17 protein-coding genes are annotated in these 17,288 nt (G+C 45.4%); 6 read left to right on the top strand and 11 right to left on the bottom strand.

Annotated features, from left to right (window positions below; genetic code table 11):
- Positions 1 to 96: 96 nt before the first annotated feature.
- Complete coding sequence (locus R7070_RS02910) at positions 97 to 1,440, bottom strand: magnesium transporter (RefSeq protein WP_256900072.1); 1,344 nt, start codon at positions 1,438 to 1,440, stop codon at positions 97 to 99.
- A gap of 215 nt (positions 1,441 to 1,655) precedes the next feature.
- Here R7070_RS02910 and R7070_RS02905 point away from each other — a divergent pair, with 215 nt between their 5' ends.
- A complete protein-coding gene (locus tag R7070_RS02905; RefSeq protein ID WP_213961540.1) occupies positions 1,656 to 2,531 on the top strand; it encodes a universal stress protein in 876 nt (291 codons plus the stop codon).
- A 48-nt stretch (positions 2,532 to 2,579) separates the two neighbouring features.
- Here R7070_RS02905 and R7070_RS02900 read toward each other — a convergent pair whose 3' ends face one another.
- Both R7070_RS02900 and R7070_RS02895 read right to left on the bottom strand, forming a co-directional pair.
- Complete coding sequence (locus R7070_RS02900; protein WP_213961541.1) at positions 2,580 to 2,966, bottom strand: MazG nucleotide pyrophosphohydrolase domain-containing protein; 387 nt, start codon at positions 2,964 to 2,966, stop codon at positions 2,580 to 2,582.
- A gap of 26 nt (positions 2,967 to 2,992) precedes the next feature.
- The gene (locus R7070_RS02895) at positions 2,993 to 3,421 is read right to left on the bottom strand and encodes a PaaI family thioesterase (RefSeq protein ID WP_151515622.1); all 429 of its coding nucleotides are present in this window, start codon (positions 3,419 to 3,421) and stop codon (positions 2,993 to 2,995) included.
- 211 nt (positions 3,422 to 3,632) lie between these two features.
- Here R7070_RS02895 and gloA point away from each other — a divergent pair, with 211 nt between their 5' ends.
- Together gloA and R7070_RS02885 are read left to right on the top strand one after the other, a co-directional pair.
- Positions 3,633 to 4,019, top strand: coding sequence for a lactoylglutathione lyase (gene gloA / locus R7070_RS02890; protein ID WP_005376490.1), 387 nt, complete (start codon positions 3,633 to 3,635; stop codon positions 4,017 to 4,019).
- Positions 4,020 to 4,030: 11 nt separating this feature from the next.
- Positions 4,031 to 5,131 carry an alkene reductase gene (locus tag R7070_RS02885; protein WP_104976130.1) on the top strand — a complete coding sequence of 367 codons (1,101 nt, stop codon included), beginning with the start codon at positions 4,031 to 4,033 and terminating at the stop codon, positions 5,129 to 5,131.
- 117 nt (positions 5,132 to 5,248) lie between these two features.
- On the opposite strand, the gene R7070_RS02880 is transcribed toward R7070_RS02885, so the two are convergent.
- The gene (locus tag R7070_RS02880; RefSeq protein ID WP_158159344.1) at positions 5,249 to 5,524 is read right to left on the bottom strand and encodes a nitrogenase-stabilizing/protective protein NifW; all 276 of its coding nucleotides are present in this window, start codon (positions 5,522 to 5,524) and stop codon (positions 5,249 to 5,251) included.
- A 241-nt stretch (positions 5,525 to 5,765) separates the two neighbouring features.
- Here R7070_RS02880 and R7070_RS02875 point away from each other — a divergent pair, with 241 nt between their 5' ends.
- A complete protein-coding gene (locus R7070_RS02875) occupies positions 5,766 to 7,616 on the top strand; it encodes an acyltransferase family protein (protein WP_256900073.1) in 1,851 nt (616 codons plus the stop codon).
- A 79-nt stretch (positions 7,617 to 7,695) separates the two neighbouring features.
- On the opposite strand, the gene R7070_RS02870 is transcribed toward R7070_RS02875, so the two are convergent.
- From R7070_RS02870 to R7070_RS02855, 4 genes are all read right to left on the bottom strand, one after another.
- A complete protein-coding gene (locus R7070_RS02870; RefSeq protein WP_005376497.1) occupies positions 7,696 to 8,166 on the bottom strand; it encodes an RES family NAD+ phosphorylase in 471 nt (156 codons plus the stop codon).
- Position 8,167: 1 nt separating this feature from the next.
- On the bottom strand, positions 8,168 to 8,620 hold the full coding sequence (locus R7070_RS02865; RefSeq protein WP_017820987.1) for an antitoxin Xre/MbcA/ParS toxin-binding domain-containing protein: 453 nt from the start codon (positions 8,618 to 8,620) through the stop codon (positions 8,168 to 8,170).
- Between the two features lie 153 nt (positions 8,621 to 8,773).
- Complete coding sequence (gene katG, locus R7070_RS02860) at positions 8,774 to 10,948, bottom strand: catalase/peroxidase HPI (RefSeq protein WP_256900074.1); 2,175 nt, start codon at positions 10,946 to 10,948, stop codon at positions 8,774 to 8,776.
- Positions 10,949 to 11,134: 186 nt separating this feature from the next.
- Positions 11,135 to 12,676 carry a glutamate synthase-related protein gene (locus R7070_RS02855; RefSeq protein WP_318141087.1) on the bottom strand — a complete coding sequence of 514 codons (1,542 nt, stop codon included), beginning with the start codon at positions 12,674 to 12,676 and terminating at the stop codon, positions 11,135 to 11,137.
- A 156-nt stretch (positions 12,677 to 12,832) separates the two neighbouring features.
- Here R7070_RS02855 and R7070_RS02850 point away from each other — a divergent pair, with 156 nt between their 5' ends.
- Positions 12,833 to 13,312, top strand: a complete 480-nt coding sequence (locus tag R7070_RS02850) for an aminoacyl-tRNA deacylase (protein ID WP_005376501.1) — start codon at positions 12,833 to 12,835, stop codon at positions 13,310 to 13,312.
- Positions 13,313 to 13,489: 177 nt separating this feature from the next.
- Here the strand turns inward: R7070_RS02850 and R7070_RS02845 are convergent, their stop codons facing one another.
- From R7070_RS02845 to R7070_RS02835, 3 genes are all read right to left on the bottom strand, one after another.
- Positions 13,490 to 14,902, bottom strand: a complete 1,413-nt coding sequence (locus R7070_RS02845) for a coniferyl aldehyde dehydrogenase (protein ID WP_213893446.1) — start codon at positions 14,900 to 14,902, stop codon at positions 13,490 to 13,492.
- Positions 14,903 to 15,027: 125 nt separating this feature from the next.
- Positions 15,028 to 15,600, bottom strand: a complete 573-nt coding sequence (locus R7070_RS02840; RefSeq protein ID WP_213893447.1) for a GNAT family N-acetyltransferase — start codon at positions 15,598 to 15,600, stop codon at positions 15,028 to 15,030.
- 104 nt (positions 15,601 to 15,704) lie between these two features.
- The gene (locus tag R7070_RS02835) at positions 15,705 to 16,163 is read right to left on the bottom strand and encodes an NUDIX hydrolase (protein ID WP_318141086.1); all 459 of its coding nucleotides are present in this window, start codon (positions 16,161 to 16,163) and stop codon (positions 15,705 to 15,707) included.
- A 168-nt stretch (positions 16,164 to 16,331) separates the two neighbouring features.
- On the opposite strand from R7070_RS02835, the gene R7070_RS02830 reads away from it, so the two are divergent.
- Positions 16,332 to 17,237, top strand: coding sequence for a DMT family transporter (locus R7070_RS02830; protein WP_005376505.1), 906 nt, complete (start codon positions 16,332 to 16,334; stop codon positions 17,235 to 17,237).
- The last annotated feature ends 51 nt before the right edge of the window (positions 17,238 to 17,288 follow it).

Here is a 17,288-nt window from a genome sequence, read left to right as displayed (position 1 = left end):
GAAAACGGAGGAATGCTGAGTGAAGCAAGCTCGCCCAAAATACTGGGTTGGGAAATGGTGCGATTGGTTCTGCTAGTTAACGCGTCAATTGGATATTTATATCAAGAAAATGGCACCTAAGCCTAAGAACGCAAAGAAACCAACGACATCGGTAACGGTCGTCAATACTACCGAGCCAGCCACGGCGGGGTCAATGTTAAACTTTTTCAACGTGAATGGTATCAACGTACCCGATGCCGCGGCCGCCAAACTATTGAGGAAAATGGCACAGCAAATAATAAGCGCCAATGGCAAAGAGTCAAACACCATGTAAACGACACCCGCGATCACCAATCCCATAATTAAACCATTAATGGTGGCGATTTTTAATTCCTTATTCACCAATAGCTTCAAGTTACTTTGGTGCAAGTGGTTTAGTGCGATACCTCGAATGGCCACCGCTAAGGTTTGGCTACCCGCGATGCCGCCCATACTCGCCACAACGGGCATTAAGATCGCAAGCGCAACGACTTGCTCGACCACATTATCAAAAAGCCCAATGATGGCGGAGGCTACGAAAGCGGTCAGCAAGTTAATCACCAACCAAAGTGCTCTTAGCCTTGTCGCCACGCTTAATGGTGTGAACAAATCTTCTTCGCTTCGTACGTTTTCTGCCACTACAGCTTGTAGGCTGAGTTCGCGCAACGTAATCGCAATGGTCGCCATCGACAAGACGCCCATAATTTTGCCACCAGCCATGATAGGAAACCAATGTGCTCCACCATCAATCGAGACTTGTTTGCTGACGCTTTGAATCGTTTGAATATCTTCTAGAATTGGCGTAACTACGGTCAAGTCGGTAAGTTTGATATGATTTTCGTGCAGCAACAGGGTATGCGGCTCTATCGTACCAATCACACCACTCGCATCACGCACAATAATCAACCGCACTGGACTTTGCCCACGTTTTAGCAGCTCGGTTTTGATGCCTCCTACGCTGTTTTTAGGGTTTGCGACCAGAAAGTGAGGCTCGGCATAACGTCCAACTTTGTTGTCTGCATACGACAATGCTTGTTGGATATGCGCGACAGACTCTTCACTTTGATCAATAAGGTATTCATCTACAAATTCGGTCGGTAGAAAGTCCGCAAAGATGATCAGTTCTGAATCCGTTATGTACGCCAAGCGTTCATGTTGTAAGTCTTTATTGAGTGATTGATGAATGTGCTTGGCGGTGTCGTATCGGAGCAAATTTAATACCGTCCAATACTTCTCAGGCGGCACTGCTTCTATGACACGCTTACGGTAAGCAATGTTGACCGATTCCAAAATGTTCGCAATCTGTGCTTCTTGATAGTCTTTCAAAAAGCTCAAGTCTTCGGTCGATTCTATCGCTTTAATGATCTCAGCAAGCAAATGTGGCACTTTGCGGTTAATTTGCAATTGGTTGGAATCTATCATTACTTTTACCTATAGCTTTCACTACCACATTCGCCGTATTGACGATATGTGCTATCCGAAGGCATGAATTCTTGATGTTAAAATTCTAGGCGATAGTTGACTTAATTGCGGAATTTATATTTCGCTCGCAGAAACAAAACGCCTCTGCATCAGTTCATGGTATAGACTTGAATGTGTGTCAGGCTCATTCGCCTTGTTTGATAATGGAGTAATCAATGGCACCTGTATTTTTTCTGACTCAGCAGGCCGCCTTACCAAGTCGTAAGGTGCTTCGTAAAGTGATTCAATTTTCGACAGCGCTGGCTCAGCCTATTGTAGTTTTAGTGGAAGACCATCGCCGAAGTGAAGATCACGCATTCGCTCATTTTCTCAGTTTCAACTCTGACCATATAGAAAAAAGACAAGCTGAGTTTGAAGCTTGGACCTTAAAGTTCAACGCATTAATTGTCGAACTTTGTGAAGAAGAAGAGCTTGAAACACCAACGCTCTCTTACGAGCATTTCAAAGGGAGCCATTGGGTTGAGCAAGTTGCGAAACGACTTGTTGACCACACTGACTTACTGCTCGTGGGACACTTTAACAAACACGAGATTCAAACGATGCTCACAGAACTAGCACAACAAGATTGCGACTTGTTGCTACTGAGTGAGCGTTCATGGCCTTCTCACGCCAACATGCTTTGTGCAATCGACCCACTTCATCGAGGGGATGAAAAGTCGATAGTAGATAAAGCCATCGTCTCGCGAGGCTCAAAATTAGAACAAACCTTAAGCGGGAAAATGACGCTCGTTTACTGCCGATACGTCGCGCCATACCTCTCTCGCTATCGTGCAGAGATATTAAGCAATCAAAAAGCAGGCATTACAGATTTTATTACTGCGCAAAAGTTAACGCGAGTTCCATTACTATTACCGGAAGGAAACCCTGAAACGGCGTTACCAAAAGCAGTTAAGCAATCACAAGCAGCGATTTTGATTATGGGGGCATGTAAACGAAGCATGTCATCTCAATTTTGGTCTGGCAGCACTGTAGACACGTTACTTGATCAACCACCTTGTGACCTACTGTTGGTCAACAGCACGAAGGATTGATCAGGCTTCCCCATTCCGTCGCGCCTTAAATAATATCACGCGCAGTTATTAGCTCTTCATGGCCTCTAACTGCGTGGCTTCATGTTCCGCGTTCAAGGCTTGTTTCTGCTGCTGTTTTATCTCATCCCAACTGCGTCCCGACTCAATCGCAGATACACGCTGATCGTATTTGTTGCAGGCTCTTTCGAGTACTTTCTCAGGATCTATGCCCTTTTCTCTTTCCAGCGCTTTTAATACGTTAAGATAGTTCCACAACACATCGCCTAACTCGTCTTCCAAATGACAAAGGCGATCCTCACGAATCTCTTCGCGGACTTCACCAACTTCTTTGCCAATGGCCTCCAGATAAGTCTCTACGCCTTTAAACCAAGTGTTGGTTTGGTCATATTGAGATTTTCTCGTCGCAATTGCATACAGCTCATCAAATTTCTTCATTGCCTCTCCGTAGAACACGTTTTTATTTATGCCTTTTTAGGACGAATAAACTTCCCTTTAGCCGTCACTCTAACTTCGCTTTCGACCCGCAATTGAGCCACCATTTGATATATACCGCGTCGTTCACCTTCACAGTGTGCAGTAATCGTGACTCGATCATCTAACTGAATAGGTGCATGGTAGCGCACATCCAACTGCGCCGTAAGGGCTTGAATGTCTCTAGATAACAAACAATGCGTCATTGCACCATCGAGAAGCGAACTGGCAATACCACCATGCAACAGGTCTGTGTAACCTTGATGACGCGGTAAAACGTGAAACTCTCCGACAACAGAACCATCGGCTAGGTATTGGTAGTTCACGGCCAAAGAGTTCGGATTCACATTAATTGAAGAACAAACCGCACATTGATGATGAGATTCGTGAGTGTAATGACAGTAGCTGTTTGTGGACATGATAGTTACTCGGTTTCTCAAAAGAGTAATTAGCATATGCCAACAATTAAAAAGAAACGGCGAGTAATCTTTGTTTGCATGTTGCAGGGCCAGCAACCTCGCTTTTCATAACACTAAATAATCATTTTAATAATTAACGATAATTTCCAGTTTATTTAGAGTGGCGATATGGTTTGCATAGTGATTACGCAACGTTATGAAAAGGCGACTTATGAAGTTTCTCCACACGATGATCCGTGTAGCTGACCTAGACAAATCTATCGAATTTTATACAAAAGTTCTGGGAATGAGTGTTTTGGATCGTTTTGAAAACCAAGAATACCGTTACTCACTGGTGTTTGTTGGTAACCCTGATCAACCAGATGGCGCGACCATCGAGCTAACTTATAACTGGGATACCGACAGTTACGACTTGGGTAACGCATTCGGACACATGGCACTGGGGTCTGAAGATATTTACGCCGCTTGCGAAAAAATTAAAGCGCTTGGTGGCAACGTTACTCGCGAGCCAGGTCCAATGAAAGGCGGAGAAACTCACATCGCGTTCATTAAAGATCCCGATGGTTACCAAATCGAACTCATCCAAACTCAAAAATAACGAGGTTTCCTATGACAGATGCATTATTTCAACCCATTCAACTTGGCTCTCTCTCATTAAAAAACCGTATCGTTATGCCTCCGATGACGCGTTCTCGTGCTTCTCAACCAGGTAATATCGCTAACGACATGATGGCGACCTACTATGCTCAACGTGCTGAAGCGGGCCTAATCGTTGCTGAAGGCACACAAATTTCGCCAATGGGTCAAGGCTATGCATGGACACCAGGCATTTACAGCCCAGAGCAAATTGCTGGCTGGAAAAAAGTAACTGATGCAGTGCACGAGAAAGGCGGCACTATCTTCGCGCAATTGTGGCACGTTGGTCGTGTGACTCACCCTGATAACATTGGCGGTGAGCAACCTATTTCTTCTTCTGCGCTAAAAGCAGAAAACGTGAAAGTATTTGTCGATAACGGCACAGACGAACCGGGCTTTGTCGACGTGGTTGAGCCACGTGAAATGACCAAACAAGACATCAAGAACGTTATTGAAGAGTACCGCCAAGCCGCACTAAACGCGATAGAAGCCGGATTCGATGGTATCGAGCTTCATGCAGCGAATGGCTACTTGGTTAACCAGTTTATCGATTCTGAAGCGAATAACCGCACCGATGAATACGGTGGCTCTATTGGAAACCGTCTGCGTTTTCTTGGTGAAGTGATAGAAGCGATGACGCAAGCCATTGGCGCTGAGCGTGTTGGTGTTCGTCTTGCGCCATTCACTTCGTTAAATGGCACCGTTGATAGTACGCCAGTCGAAACCTACACCGCCGCTGCAGCGCTGCTTGATAAACTCAATGTGGTTTACATTCACATTGCAGAAGTGGATTGGGACGACGCGCCAGACACTCCGCACAACTTTAAAACCGCAGTTCGTGAGGCGTACAAAGGTACACTGATTTATGCCGGTCGTTACAACGATGAAAAGGCGCAACACGCGATCGAAAGTGGTTTAGCTGACATGATTGGCTTTGGCCGTCCGTTTGTTGCAAACCCCGACTTACCAAGCCGCATCAAGCATGGCTATCCACTGGCAGAACATGACCCTGCCACATTGTTCGGCGGCGGTGAAAAAGGCTTAGTGGACTACCCTGCGTACCACGCGGGTTAATTCATCTACGTAAAGCTGATTCGCAACTCGCGACAAACCAATAGCGAAACCAAAAGAACCTTGCTCTTCCCCCTGTAACGCCAAGATGCAGGGTTCTTTTTAGGCAAGCCATCAGAATTAACGTCTTTGACAAGATGTACAACCTCGACACGCAGAGCGCGTCTTTTTACTGAGCAAACTGCGTTGTACTTTACAGTAAGCATTCTTTAAAGCACGACGACCTGAAAACCAATCATCCGGTTTAGTGAGGATTGAGTAGCCGTGAAACCTCTTAACCAACTCGGTTCGATTGTTTTCGATAAATCGGCTATCAAACTCGATGTCGAAGTAATTCAAAGCCTCTTCGATACAAGTAAAGCTGGCAATTTTTTCCTGAATCGTATTCTTTGTCATCGTTTCTTTAGCGTAATCATTTTCAATGAAGTCTAAGTGCCTCGCGCTTTACGTTCTTTGATTTAGCGCTTCTTAAGATCATTCTTTATGGGTTTTCCATATTGAAATTCAATTTGGGAATTCGTTAACCCACCTAGCATTTTCATTTTGACAACCACTTTAAGACACTGATTTAAATAAACATTATTTCTGGTTCATATTTTGCTCTACTTCATTAAACGGAATGTTGGAGCAACACGATATGACTTACAGAGCAGAAGTAGACGGATTAAGGGCGATTGCTGTCACGTTGGTGATTTTGTTTCATGCAGGAGTTGAGCAATTCGCTGGTGGCTTTATTGGCGTCGACGTGTTTTTTGTGATCAGCGGCTATTTGATCACCACCATCGTGATTAACGACTTAGAAAACCAGAAGTTCAGCCTTGGTGATTTTTATGAGCGACGCATTCGTCGCATACACCCCCTCTTACTGGTGGTGATCGCCGTCAGCTATTTGATGTCTTGGTGGCTATTTTTGCCGCAAGCACACAAAGACGTTGGTCAATTTGCAGTGTCTTCCATTCTCTCTTCATCCAACATTCTTCTGTATTTGAAAGGCCACAATTACTTCGGTTTAGAAGATCAAGCCAACCCGCTGTTCCACACATGGAGCTTGGGCGTTGAAGAACAATACTACATTGTCATTCCTTTGCTACTCATGCTACTCGCTCGTGGTAAAAACGCGTTTTACCTGACTTTTTTTATCACGGTATTTGTGCTGAGTTTGATGACTATTGTCTACGCGAGCAACGATCCTGATTTCGCTTTTTACATGATCTTCTCTCGCGCTTGGGAGCTGGCAACCGGTTCATTACTCGCATTAGTGATGAGAAAAGTCCAAGTTCAATCTAACGATACTCTAGCAACCATTGGCATCGTTTTGATATTGGCTTCCGCGCTTTTATTTGAAAAATCGCAAGATGGCGCGGGCATTACGCTGCTGGTGCCGGTCATCGGTAGCGCGTTGGTGATTTTGTTTGCCTCTAAAGGCAATGTCTGCGGTAGATTACTGAGCCTAAAGTGGGTCGTGTTCGTCGGCTTAATCAGCTACAGCTTATACTTGTGGCACATTCCATTATTTGTCTTTTACCGCTACGTGTTGGACACAACACAAGACATCAATATCCCGCTTTACGTGATCGCTCTTTTTGTACTGTCTTACTTCACTTGGCGCTTTATTGAAAAGCCGTTCCGTAGCCGAAAAGCCATGAGCATGCGCACTGTGTCCGCGGTTATTGTGTTGTTGACGTTGCCCTTGCTAACACTCGGCGTTATCGGTCATCAAAACGGTGGTTTTCCAGAAAGAAGCGCATTTTTCGAGGCCATGCGCGTTAACAACGGTTATGGTTTAGATTGCAACGGCAACACCAACGTTAACGATGTGTGCTCGTCTGCGCCGCAGCCCGCCATCGCTGTGTTAGGCAATAGTCACAGCATGGTTTACGTGAAGCGTCTATCTGAAGTAACACCAACTGGCGTGGTGCAACTTACTCAAGATTCCTGTGCGGTCGGTTATGTCGACATCCTAGAAGCTGCTGGCTCAATTTCTTGCCGACAGTTCTTCAATGAGGCTGTCGATACCATTCTAAGTACCCCTTCCATTCGTCGCGTTGTTATCTCTTCTAATTTCAATAAAGAGCTTTCACAAGCCGATTATGAAGCATCATTAACCAAATTATTGAATGAACTGAAAGGAAAGGAAGTGGTCGTTTTCGGTCCAACCCCTTCTGCACCGTTTGCGGTAGGAGAATGCCTTTGGAAAGCGCGTTTGTTTGGCGAGACAGAAGAGTCTGCCTGCGACTTTTCTCCCAAACAACATCACCCTCAAAACGTGGCGAAGTTAGTGAACTACTTTGAGCAATTTGAGCACGTTGAGTTTGTCGACTTGACCGATGCCATTTGCAGAAATGGCGTATGTCGAATGAGAGTTGGAGCAAACAATGCGATGTATACGGATGACAGCCATTTATCTTACAAAGGCGCTGAGTTGGTGCTTGGGCATTACCTCAACACTACAAATGAAGCGCAACAGTTCACTTACGACCGACAATAACCAAGGAAATAAACTTTTATGCTTCAGCGCTTATCTCAGGTAAGCGCTGAATGCTTTAAAGCAAGACAAAGCTAGGCGTCTATTTGAAAATGCGCGGATCAAACGCGAAATCGAGCTTTTCGGCTTTCTTGATGATCTCTTTCATTTTGGGATGATTTGGATTCACCACGTAGTTTTTATCACGAGGTGAAATCGTTGAAGGCACTTGCAGCGCGGCAAACTCTGGATGAGGATCATTGAGAAACTGATCACCAATGTACTGCGTAGACTCGCTCGCCGGTATTGCCCGCCACGTCACAGGGAGATCTTCTTCATCTAAGGTGGCGATGAGGTATTCTGGCATTTCAATACGATATAAATCGTAAAGTTTGGTGATAGCAGGATCGTTGTTTACGTGAACAAATACTTCCAACGAGCAAAGGGATTCCGATTCAGAGAAGTAGAGGGCTTCGGTTCCTTTTGAGTTCCATCGCCCTCCAAACAACTTTGCGCCAACGGGGCTGAATGGCGTGTCAGCAAATTTCTTTTGTGTGAGACGATAGAGCTTCATATTACGAGAATACCCCGTGCTCTAAACGGCCGATCAAATCTTTTACGATTTCAAAATCCACCGTGGTCGAGACCATATCAAGTGGACGTTTTCCACCTAAGCCGTACACATTCTCTCTCATCCATTTTAACGCGCGCTCTTCGTCGTCAAACAGTTCTGTCGCGAGTTTCAATAACATCGCTAATCGATAGATTGCATCACTTTCTTGCGTATTGAAGCGCTCATCGTTTTTTAGACGACGCTTGATCGTGCTAACAGGTATCAATGTGACGTTTTGAAACTCACTCTGAGAAAGCTTCACACGCTCAACAATATTGCGATACACCTTTGGCTCAAAGCCTTTGTGAACCGCATCAGTGCGACCTGTTTCAGCGTCTTCAATACCCAACATAAACCAGAAATTGGCTTTATGAGGTTGTTTCGGTTTGAAGCTTTTTAATGCTGCAGTTGCCATATCAAGCTCCTATGGTTCATATGGTCCAGTTATTATGGTTCAAATGAGCTTAACTTTCAATCAAAGTAAAAAGATAGGTAAAGAAAAAGGCGAGCTTTTCGCCCGCCTCTCTTACTTATTCATCAACCCATTTACCGACGGGCATCGTTTCACTTATTGCAAGTCAAAACGATCCGCGTTCATGACTTTCGTCCATGCGGCGATGAAGTCATGGATGAATTTTTCCTGATTATCATCTTGCGCATACACTTCCGCATACGAACGCAGGATCGAGTTTGAACCAAAGACAAGATCCACACGGGTTGCCGTCCACTTCACAGCGTCGGTTTTACGATCACGGATTTCATATTGATTAGCACTCACTGGTTTCCACGTATATGCCATGTCAGTAAGGTTCACGAAGAAATCATTCGACAAAGTGCCGACTCGGTCAGTAAATACGCCCTCTTTTCCACCGCCGTAGTTACTGCCTAGAACGCGCATACCACCAATAAGTACCGTCATTTCTGGCGCCGTTAATCCCATAAGCTGAGCACGATCTAATAAAAGCTCTTCTGGCTTAACCGCGTAGTCTTTCTTCAACCAATTTCGGAAACCGTCAGCAACAGGCTCAAGTACTTCGAACGATTCCACATCCGTCATCTCTTGGGTGGCATCACCTCGGCCTGGCGCGAATGGCACGGAAACATCATGACCTGCGGCACGCGCAGCCAGTTCAATACCTACGTTTCCAGCAAGCACGATAGCGTCTGCAACACTACAGCCCTCTTCTGCTGCTATTTTTTCTAGCACAGCAAGAACACGGCTTAGACGTTCAGGTTCGTTCCCTTGCCAATCTTTTTGCGGAGCCAAGCGAATTCTCGCGCCATTTGCACCTCCTCGACGGTCAGAGCCACGGTAAGTACGCGCGCTATCCCACGCCGTACTTACTAACTCACTAATGGATAGGCCACTTGCTTCAATTTTTGTTTTCACTAAATCGACATCGTAGTCTGTCTTACCTGCGGGCGTTGGGTCTTGCCAAATAAGATCTTCGCTTGGCACATCAGGGCCGAAATAACATGATTTTGGTCCTAGATCGCGGTGTGTCAACTTAAACCAGGCACGAGCAAAAACGTCATCAAAGTACGCAGGGTCATTTTGGAACTTTTCTGCAATCTTACGATATTCAGGGTCCATTTTGAGCGCCATATCGGCGTCGGTCATGATTGGATTGTAGCGCTTAGAACCATCTTCAACATCGACAGGCTTGTCTTGTTCTTCAATGTCGATTGGCTCCCATTGCCATGCGCCGGCTGGGCTCTTTTTCAGTTCCCAGTCATACTTAAATAGTAGGTGGAAGTATCCGTAATCCCATTGTGTAGGGTGTGTTGTCCAAGCACCTTCAATACCACTCGTTACCGTGTCACGGCCAATACCACGTGTTTTGTGATTAATCCAGCCAAGACCTTGCTCATGAACGTCTGCTGCTTCGGGCTCTGGGCCAAGGTTTGCGGCATCACCATTACCATGACACTTACCCACCGTGTGACCACCAGCTGTGAGCGCGACGGTTTCTTCATCGTTCATTGCCATTCGCGCAAAGGTCACTCGCATGTCATGTGCTGTTTTGAGAGGATCTGGGTTACCGTCTACCCCTTCAGGGTTCACATAGATAAGACCCATCATTACCGCAGCAAGCGGGTTTTCTAAATCTCGCTCACCAGAGTAGCGGCTGTTATCAGCGTCACTTGTGGCTAACCATTCTTGCTCAGAGCCCCAGTAAGTGTCTTTTTCTGGGTGCCAAATGTCCTCTCGTCCAAACGCAAAGCCAAAGGTCTTAAAACCCATGGATTCGTACGCCATGTTACCGGCAAGGACAATCAGGTCTGCCCAACTTAGTTTGTTGCCATATTTTTTCTTGATTGGCCATAAAAGGCGTCGAGCCTTATCGAGGTTGGCGTTATCTGGCCAAGAGTTGAGAGGAGCAAAGCGTTGGTTGCCTGTAGCAGCACCGCCACGGCCATCCGCAATACGATAACTGCCCGCTGCATGCCATGCCATTCGGATCATTAAACCACCGTAGTGTCCCCAGTCGGCAGGCCACCAGTCTTGGCTATCAGTCATTAAATCTTTTAAATCTTTTTTAAGTGCTTCGACATCTAGCTTTTTCAGTTCTTCTTTGTAATTAAAGTCCTGACCAAATGGGTTGGTTTTGGAGTCGTGTTGATGCAGGATGTCTAAGTTCAAGGCATTCGGCCACCAATCCATCACCGACTTATCTGTAGATGTTTGCCCACCATGCATAACTGGACATTTACCTACCGAACCGCCGTTTGCTTTGCTCATATAATGCTCCTTCGTGTCGTGGTTGTGGTAACCACTCTTTGTTATTCAATAAATCGAATATCCACCTCAAACAGCGTAGTTCATACACTGTTTTTTTAGTTAACGCCAAGTCAAAATTTCAAACATTTCAGCGAATAAATAATTGTTATCAAACATGTACCTATATGCAGAAAATATGGATAGAGATCAGTTTAAGTCCATACCTGAATACTTAATCCCAGACAGCCTCGCCATGTTGTGATCCCAGGTCGCTAAATCATGATGACTAAATTCATTCAGAGCGTGATGACCACACGCCCTCGCCATGACTTTCATGAGCTCGACCGAGGATTCGAAGAAATTTTTCAGTTGCTGGGATGACTTTTCAACGTCGAGACGCTGCCTCAAATCGGCATTTTGTGTCGCAATGCCTGCAGGGCAATTATTGGTGTTGCAGATGCGAGCCGCGACACAACCGATCGATTGCATCGCACTGTTTGCTATCGCTACTCCGTCTGCTCCAAGTGCCAACGCTTTGACAAAATCCGTAGGAACTCGCAACCCACCAGTGATGATTAATGTGACGCTGTCACTTACACCTTTTTCATCTAAGTACTTACGTGCACGAGCTAATGCAGGGATGGTGGGCACACTAATATGATCACGGAACATAGTTGGCGCCGCACCCGTGCCACCACCGCGACCGTCTAAGATGATGTAATCAGCCCCAGCATCAAGCGCAAACTGAATGTCTTGCTCAATATGGTTGGCACTGAGTTTAAATCCAATTGGAATACCGCCTGTGATGCCACGAACTCTGTCAGCAAACTTTCTGAAATCGTGAGTAGTGTGAAGATCTTTGAACGTTGGTGGTGATATCGCTGGTTGTCCCTCGGGGATGCCTCTCACCTGAGAGATCTTACCTACATTTTTATTTGCAGGCAGATGACCACCCGTGCCCGTTTTTGCTCCTTGCCCGCCTTTGAAGTGAAACGCCTGAACATTAAGAAGCTTAGGTTCGTCGTAGCCAAATTGAGCACTAGCAAGCTCATAGAAATACCGTGAATTGGCGGCTTGCTCTTCCGGTAACATGCCACCCTCACCAGAGCAAATCCCAGTCCCTGCCAACTCTGCACCTTTTGCTAGTGCAATTTTCGCCTCTTCAGAAAGTGCGCCAAAACTCATGTCCGACACCAACAAAGGAATGGCGAGTCTGAGCGGCTTACGCGCGTTTGGTCCCACAATCAACTCGGTAGACACAGGAACGTCTTCCAACAACGGTTGTGTCGCCATTTGCGCCACCATGATTTGTATAGCATCCCAATGTGGTAGCAAATACCTAGGAACCCCCATTGCAGCCATCGGACCATGATGACCGAGTTTAGAGAGTCCCTCTCTCGCTAATTGGTGGATAAACTCGAGGGTTGGTTCTTCTTGAGTAGCAGACGCCGTTGGTTTGTCTCTTTTCTCTCGCTTTTGTTCCGGTCCCTCTTTACCGACTTGCTCTGCGGTAAATCGCTTGTGTGTACCATCACAAAAAGGAGCATTGGCGGTATGCTTACATTGGCAGAGATAGGCATCTTCGTCTTTTTCCGCACTAAAGCTCATTGGCTTTAAGCCGGTTCCCGAATGAGACCCATCGCAGTAAGGTTGATTTTTAGAACGCCCACATCGGCAGAAGTAATATTCTTGCCCAGCTTTCAACTCTACTTTGATCGGCTTGTTATCAGCGATGATTGGCTTGCTCATGTTGCCCCCTATTTATTATTGTTAACCATGCTTTCTCGCTGGCTTGCAATAAGCGTAGAACAGGAGCGTAAAGAGCGTCAGTGTCGCCGAGTAAAATGCGCGATTGTCGCCCGACTAACCTATACTTTTTATGGGTCTCATACACGTGGAGGCTATATGACGATTGCAACCCGATTAGATGAATATTTGACTGAGCATAACATTCACTTTCAAACCGTGAATCACAGCCACAGTCATAGCTCGCTACAAAGTGGTGTTGCAGCAGGTGTGCCTTTAATGAATATCGCAAAAGGTGTGATTCTAGAGGATCATGAAGGGCGTCATATGATGGCGGTCTTACCTGCCAACAACAAAATCAGTTTGTCGAGATTAAACGACGAATTTAATGCCACCTTCCACTTGGTGAAAGAGCGTATGGTTTACCGACTCTTCACCGATTGTGAACACGGCGCTATTCCACCGATTGGTAGCCCTTACCACATGTCGACAGTTTGCGATGAAAGACTGGCAAACTTGGAACATGTCTACCTTGAAGCTGGCGATCATGAAACTCTGATTAAGCTGGACAGAAAGGCGTTTAAAGAACTGATGAACGACTGTAGATATCTAAGATTCAGCAGTGAAGTTCTGCATTAAACTTGCCAAAATCTCTCGACATTTCCTGAACAAGGCTCTTTCAACAAGAGCCTTTCTTTGTTGTGTTGGTAGCACGCGAAGGAAGTTTCTCGAACTTTGCTGCCCAGCGTTTCAGAGCATATAGAAACAAAAAAACCGCCTATTCGGGCGGTTTTTTTATCAATCAAATCATAATTATTATCGAACAAAGATCTTTTGGATCGCTTTTATCGCCATAGCCCTACGGCGCATTAATACGCTCGTTCTTGGCAACCATTTCGGTGTGTGAAGAATGGTTTTCGCATGACTAAAAGTTCTGAATCCTTCCTCTCCGTGATAATGCCCAATACCCGATTCACCAACGCCACCAAAAGGCGCATCTTCAGCGCCAACATGTAAAACCGTATCATTAACGCCGACGCCACCACTGTGGGTGTTGCGTACAATATGTTTGATGGTCGATTTGTCGTCCGACATAACATACAGCGCAAGTGGTCTTTGGTGCTGATTAATGTAGTCAATCGCTTCATCAACGGCATTGTAGGGCTTAACAGGTAGAAATGGCCCGAAGATCTCCTCTTGCATGATTCGCATATTCGGCGACACATCCGTGACCAAATGAGGATACAGAAGTCGTTCCTCTTGGGGCGACGCCTCAACAGTGTGAAGGTTAGCACCTTGCGCTTTTGCATCCTCAAGTAGCGCAGTCAAACGATCATATTGTCGTTGGTTGACAATATGGGTCAGCTTTTGATTCTTGTTGGATTTTAAATAGAGCTTTTCAAAACGTTTTAAGAATAGCGAAATGAACTCTTCGACACGTTCTTGCGGTACAAACGCGTAGTCAGGCGCGACACAAATCTGGCCTGAATTAATGCATTTACCAAACAAGACAGCATCAACGGCTTTCTTCATGTCTGCATCTTTTGCAATGATCACCGGGGACTTTCCACCCAACTCTAACGTCACCGGGGTAAGGTTTTCCGCTGCCGCTTTTGCCACTGCGCGACCAACACTCGTAGAACCCGTGAACAAAAGGTGATCGAATGGCAGTTGGCTGAATGCTTGTGCGACGTCTGCTTCACCCTCAAAAACTTCGACATACTCAGACAACCCACGGCAAATATCGACGATGACTTTATTGGTTTTTGGCGTAAATTCGCTGAGCTTCATCATCACGCGGTTGCCAGCAGCCAATGCTGTCACTAAAGGCGCAAGGCTCAAAATCACAGGAAAGTTCCACGGTGAAATGATCCCGACGACACCTAACGGTTGATACTGAACGGTGACTTTAGAAGGTGCGAGCAATAAGCCGGATTCGCGCTTGCTGGGTTTGCACCATTTTTTTAGTCGCTTGAGGGTATAATTAATATGCGAGACCGTTGGCAAAACGTCGGTCATGGCGGTATCAAATTCTGAACGATAGCCAAAATCGTCACTTAACGCTTCAACCAGAGCTTGTTTGTTCTCAAGCAGCGATTTTTTTAACAAAACGAGGCGCTGTTTACGTTCATCCAAACTAGGATAAGGCTCGGCTGCATATGCCGCTTTTAAGCGTTCGAGGCTTTGCTGTAACAAGTTATCTACTTCAACCTCTGTGATTGCGTTCATGATGCTTCTCCTAGCCTAGTTTCTACCAATGACGCCCCAAGTTAACACGAGCGCAACAATGTTACTATTGTAGCGCTCGTGAAGTTAGAGTTCGAACTCTGATTAAAATATCTCTAGGGTGGATACTACGTCAAACGTAGTTCATAAATGCCTAGTCGTTGAGAGCGGTCAAGCATATCGAACTCATGATCAACGTATTCTTTTAATGTGGCGCCTGCACGCTCAGCAATATTGATGCTAGCGATGTTATCTTCCATACAATGGAACTGAATGAATTGTGCGTGCCCTTTCTTCTTCAAGAAAGGGATCAATACTGCGAGTACTTGATCAATCACACGATGGCCTCGCCCATTGTTGGCAAGCCAGTAGCCAATTTCAGTAACACGTGTATGTAAATCCACACCTTTAATGCCAATAACACCCGTAAGCTGCTCATCAAAATAAATTGCACACCAGTGGGAATCCAGCGCATTACTGTTCACTCGCTGGGAAATGTAGTTCACGGCCTCTCTATGATTCGTGACAGAATCCGTCCAAGGTAGATAACCCTCAAGGCTCTCTCGGTGAGTGTTCACAACCTCTAGTAAAGCGGACGCGTGTTTCGTGTTGAGGGGCTCAATTGAGATCCTTTGCGAGACGGAAAAACGCTTCTGTAAGTGATTTCCTTGATACGTCTCTTGGCATGTGACTTCATCCATAGATGTTATTCCTTTTTATTGTGAACGCTCAGCGCAAATCCTAACGCTTCATTTTATGAGAACAAACCTCTCTATAAAAACTAATCAAAGCCGTTGCCGTTCATTTAGCCCTTTTGATCGATCAGCGTAAATGGCGTTAGTGATGCCACATCTACATAATGCTTCCATACATGTTCATAGAGGTGATGCTGATTGGCAAACGGAGCCAGCTGCTTAGCTTCTTCAAGCGTACACCAGCGATACTCTGTATGCTCTTCGTTAAGAACAACTGATTGGTTAGGCGGACAAAATAGCACAAAACATGGGATAACCATGATACGGTTATTTTTTGCTTCGTAGAACTGCTCTAGAAAGTCTGCTGTATGTAACTCAACTTGGTCAATTAGTGTCTCTTCTTTTAACTCTCTTAAAATGGTTTGCCACCCGGCTTCACCCGCTTCGATACCACCTGCAACATTGCACCAATAGCCACCTTTTACGCGTTTGAGTAACAGCATTTTTTCTATGCCATCAATTTTTGAAATGACAACGCCTGAAACATGCGTTGCTTTTATCGGGATCATGTAAGCTCCTTAAATATCGAGTTTTTATTGTTACGCTGAGAGAGGCAGATTAATTGCTACGTATTCTACTGTTTATTCATCTTGTCGACAGAAGTGTTTGAGTTTAGAGGATTTAATCGCTAACTAAGTATGCTAAAGTGAGATCTGTCGCAACAAATGAGCAGTAAAATGTCCAATTCATTCAACACTATGATTCCCATCGGTGTGCGCTTTATGGTGCTTTCCGCGTTCGGCTTTGCTCTGATGTCAGCTACAGTAAAGCACGTCGGCAACTACGGTATCCCCGTTTTTGAAATCGTTGCAGCAAGAGCGCTCGTTTCACTTATCATTAGTTATTTCGATGTAAAGCGAAAACGAATTTCTGTATGGGGCAATAATAAGCCATTACTATTTGCACGCGGTGCTGTGGGCACGATGGCTCTGATGTGTGTATATTATTCAGTGACCACCTTACCTTTGGCAGAAGCGACGATATTCCAGTATATTCATCCGGTATTTACTGCACTACTCGCCGTATTTTTCTTGAAAGAGCGCATCCAGCCGTCAACTTTCCTTTGTATTGCGTTGTGCTTACTCGGCATCTATATCATGGTAAGCCCAGAAACTGGGCAAGGCTCAGATAGCGCTTTACCAATGTTTAGCGTCATGATTGCGATCTTAGGCGCATTTGGTAGCTCAATTGCCTACGTCATTGTCAGAAAACTGAGTCAGACAGAAGACAGCTCAGTGATCATTTTCTATTTCCCGTTGGTTGCTCTCCCCGCTTCACTCTTACTGATTGGCGACGATTTTGTAATGCCCGATCTATATCTGACTTTCATGTTGGTTCTAGTTGGTGTCTTTACCCAAATTGGGCAATTGGGGTTAACCAAAGCGATGCAAACTCAACAAGCGGGTAAAGCCTCCGCTTATTCGTATATCCAGATCGTATTTTCTGTGTTGTTAGGCATCATTTTCTTTGGCGAGGTTCCGATCATTTGGACGTACGTCGGTGGCGGTCTGATTGTTACAGGCGCATTAATTAATGCGTTTGGTCATCACTTACGGTTACCTTTTATTAAGCGCAACGCTTGATATACCTACCCAGAACCGTAAACACGACATTTAGAAAAACAGCCAGAGTGA

This window comes from Vibrio sp. 1557, from assembly GCF_033340175.1.
Lineage (GTDB): Bacteria > Pseudomonadota > Gammaproteobacteria > Enterobacterales > Vibrionaceae > Vibrio > Vibrio alginolyticus.
This window is presented reverse-complemented; position numbering and strand designations above follow the sequence as displayed.

Bases quoted from the DNA above. Each gene is read 5' to 3' on its own strand.
- R7070_RS02880 (WP_158159344.1), bottom strand. From the start codon at position 5,524: ATGACAAAGAATACGATTCAGGAAAAAATTGCCAGCTTTACTTGTATC.
- R7070_RS02870 (WP_005376497.1), bottom strand. From the start codon at position 8,166: ATGAAGCTCTATCGTCTCACACAAAAGAAATTTGCTGACACGCCATTC.
- katG (WP_256900074.1), bottom strand. From the start codon at position 10,948: ATGAGCAAAGCAAACGGCGGTTCGGTAGGTAAATGTCCAGTTATGCAT.
- R7070_RS02855 (WP_318141087.1), bottom strand. From the start codon at position 12,676: ATGAGCAAGCCAATCATCGCTGATAACAAGCCGATCAAAGTAGAGTTG.
- R7070_RS02885 (WP_104976130.1), top strand. From the start codon at position 4,031: ATGACAGATGCATTATTTCAACCCATTCAACTTGGCTCTCTCTCATTA.
- R7070_RS02905 (WP_213961540.1), top strand. From the start codon at position 1,656: ATGGCACCTGTATTTTTTCTGACTCAGCAGGCCGCCTTACCAAGTCGT.
- R7070_RS02835 (WP_318141086.1), bottom strand. From the start codon at position 16,163: ATGATCCCGATAAAAGCAACGCATGTTTCAGGCGTTGTCATTTCAAAA.
- R7070_RS02850 (WP_005376501.1), top strand. From the start codon at position 12,833: ATGACGATTGCAACCCGATTAGATGAATATTTGACTGAGCATAACATT.
- R7070_RS02895 (WP_151515622.1), bottom strand. From the start codon at position 3,421: ATGTCCACAAACAGCTACTGTCATTACACTCACGAATCTCATCATCAA.
- R7070_RS02875 (WP_256900073.1), top strand. From the start codon at position 5,766: ATGACTTACAGAGCAGAAGTAGACGGATTAAGGGCGATTGCTGTCACG.
- R7070_RS02840 (WP_213893447.1), bottom strand. From the start codon at position 15,600: ATGGATGAAGTCACATGCCAAGAGACGTATCAAGGAAATCACTTACAG.
- R7070_RS02865 (WP_017820987.1), bottom strand. From the start codon at position 8,620: ATGGCAACTGCAGCATTAAAAAGCTTCAAACCGAAACAACCTCATAAA.
- R7070_RS02900 (WP_213961541.1), bottom strand. From the start codon at position 2,966: ATGAAGAAATTTGATGAGCTGTATGCAATTGCGACGAGAAAATCTCAA.
- R7070_RS02845 (WP_213893446.1), bottom strand. From the start codon at position 14,902: ATGAACGCAATCACAGAGGTTGAAGTAGATAACTTGTTACAGCAAAGC.
- R7070_RS02910 (WP_256900072.1), bottom strand. From the start codon at position 1,440: ATGATAGATTCCAACCAATTGCAAATTAACCGCAAAGTGCCACATTTG.
- R7070_RS02830 (WP_005376505.1), top strand. From the start codon at position 16,332: ATGTCCAATTCATTCAACACTATGATTCCCATCGGTGTGCGCTTTATG.
- gloA (WP_005376490.1), top strand. From the start codon at position 3,633: ATGAAGTTTCTCCACACGATGATCCGTGTAGCTGACCTAGACAAATCT.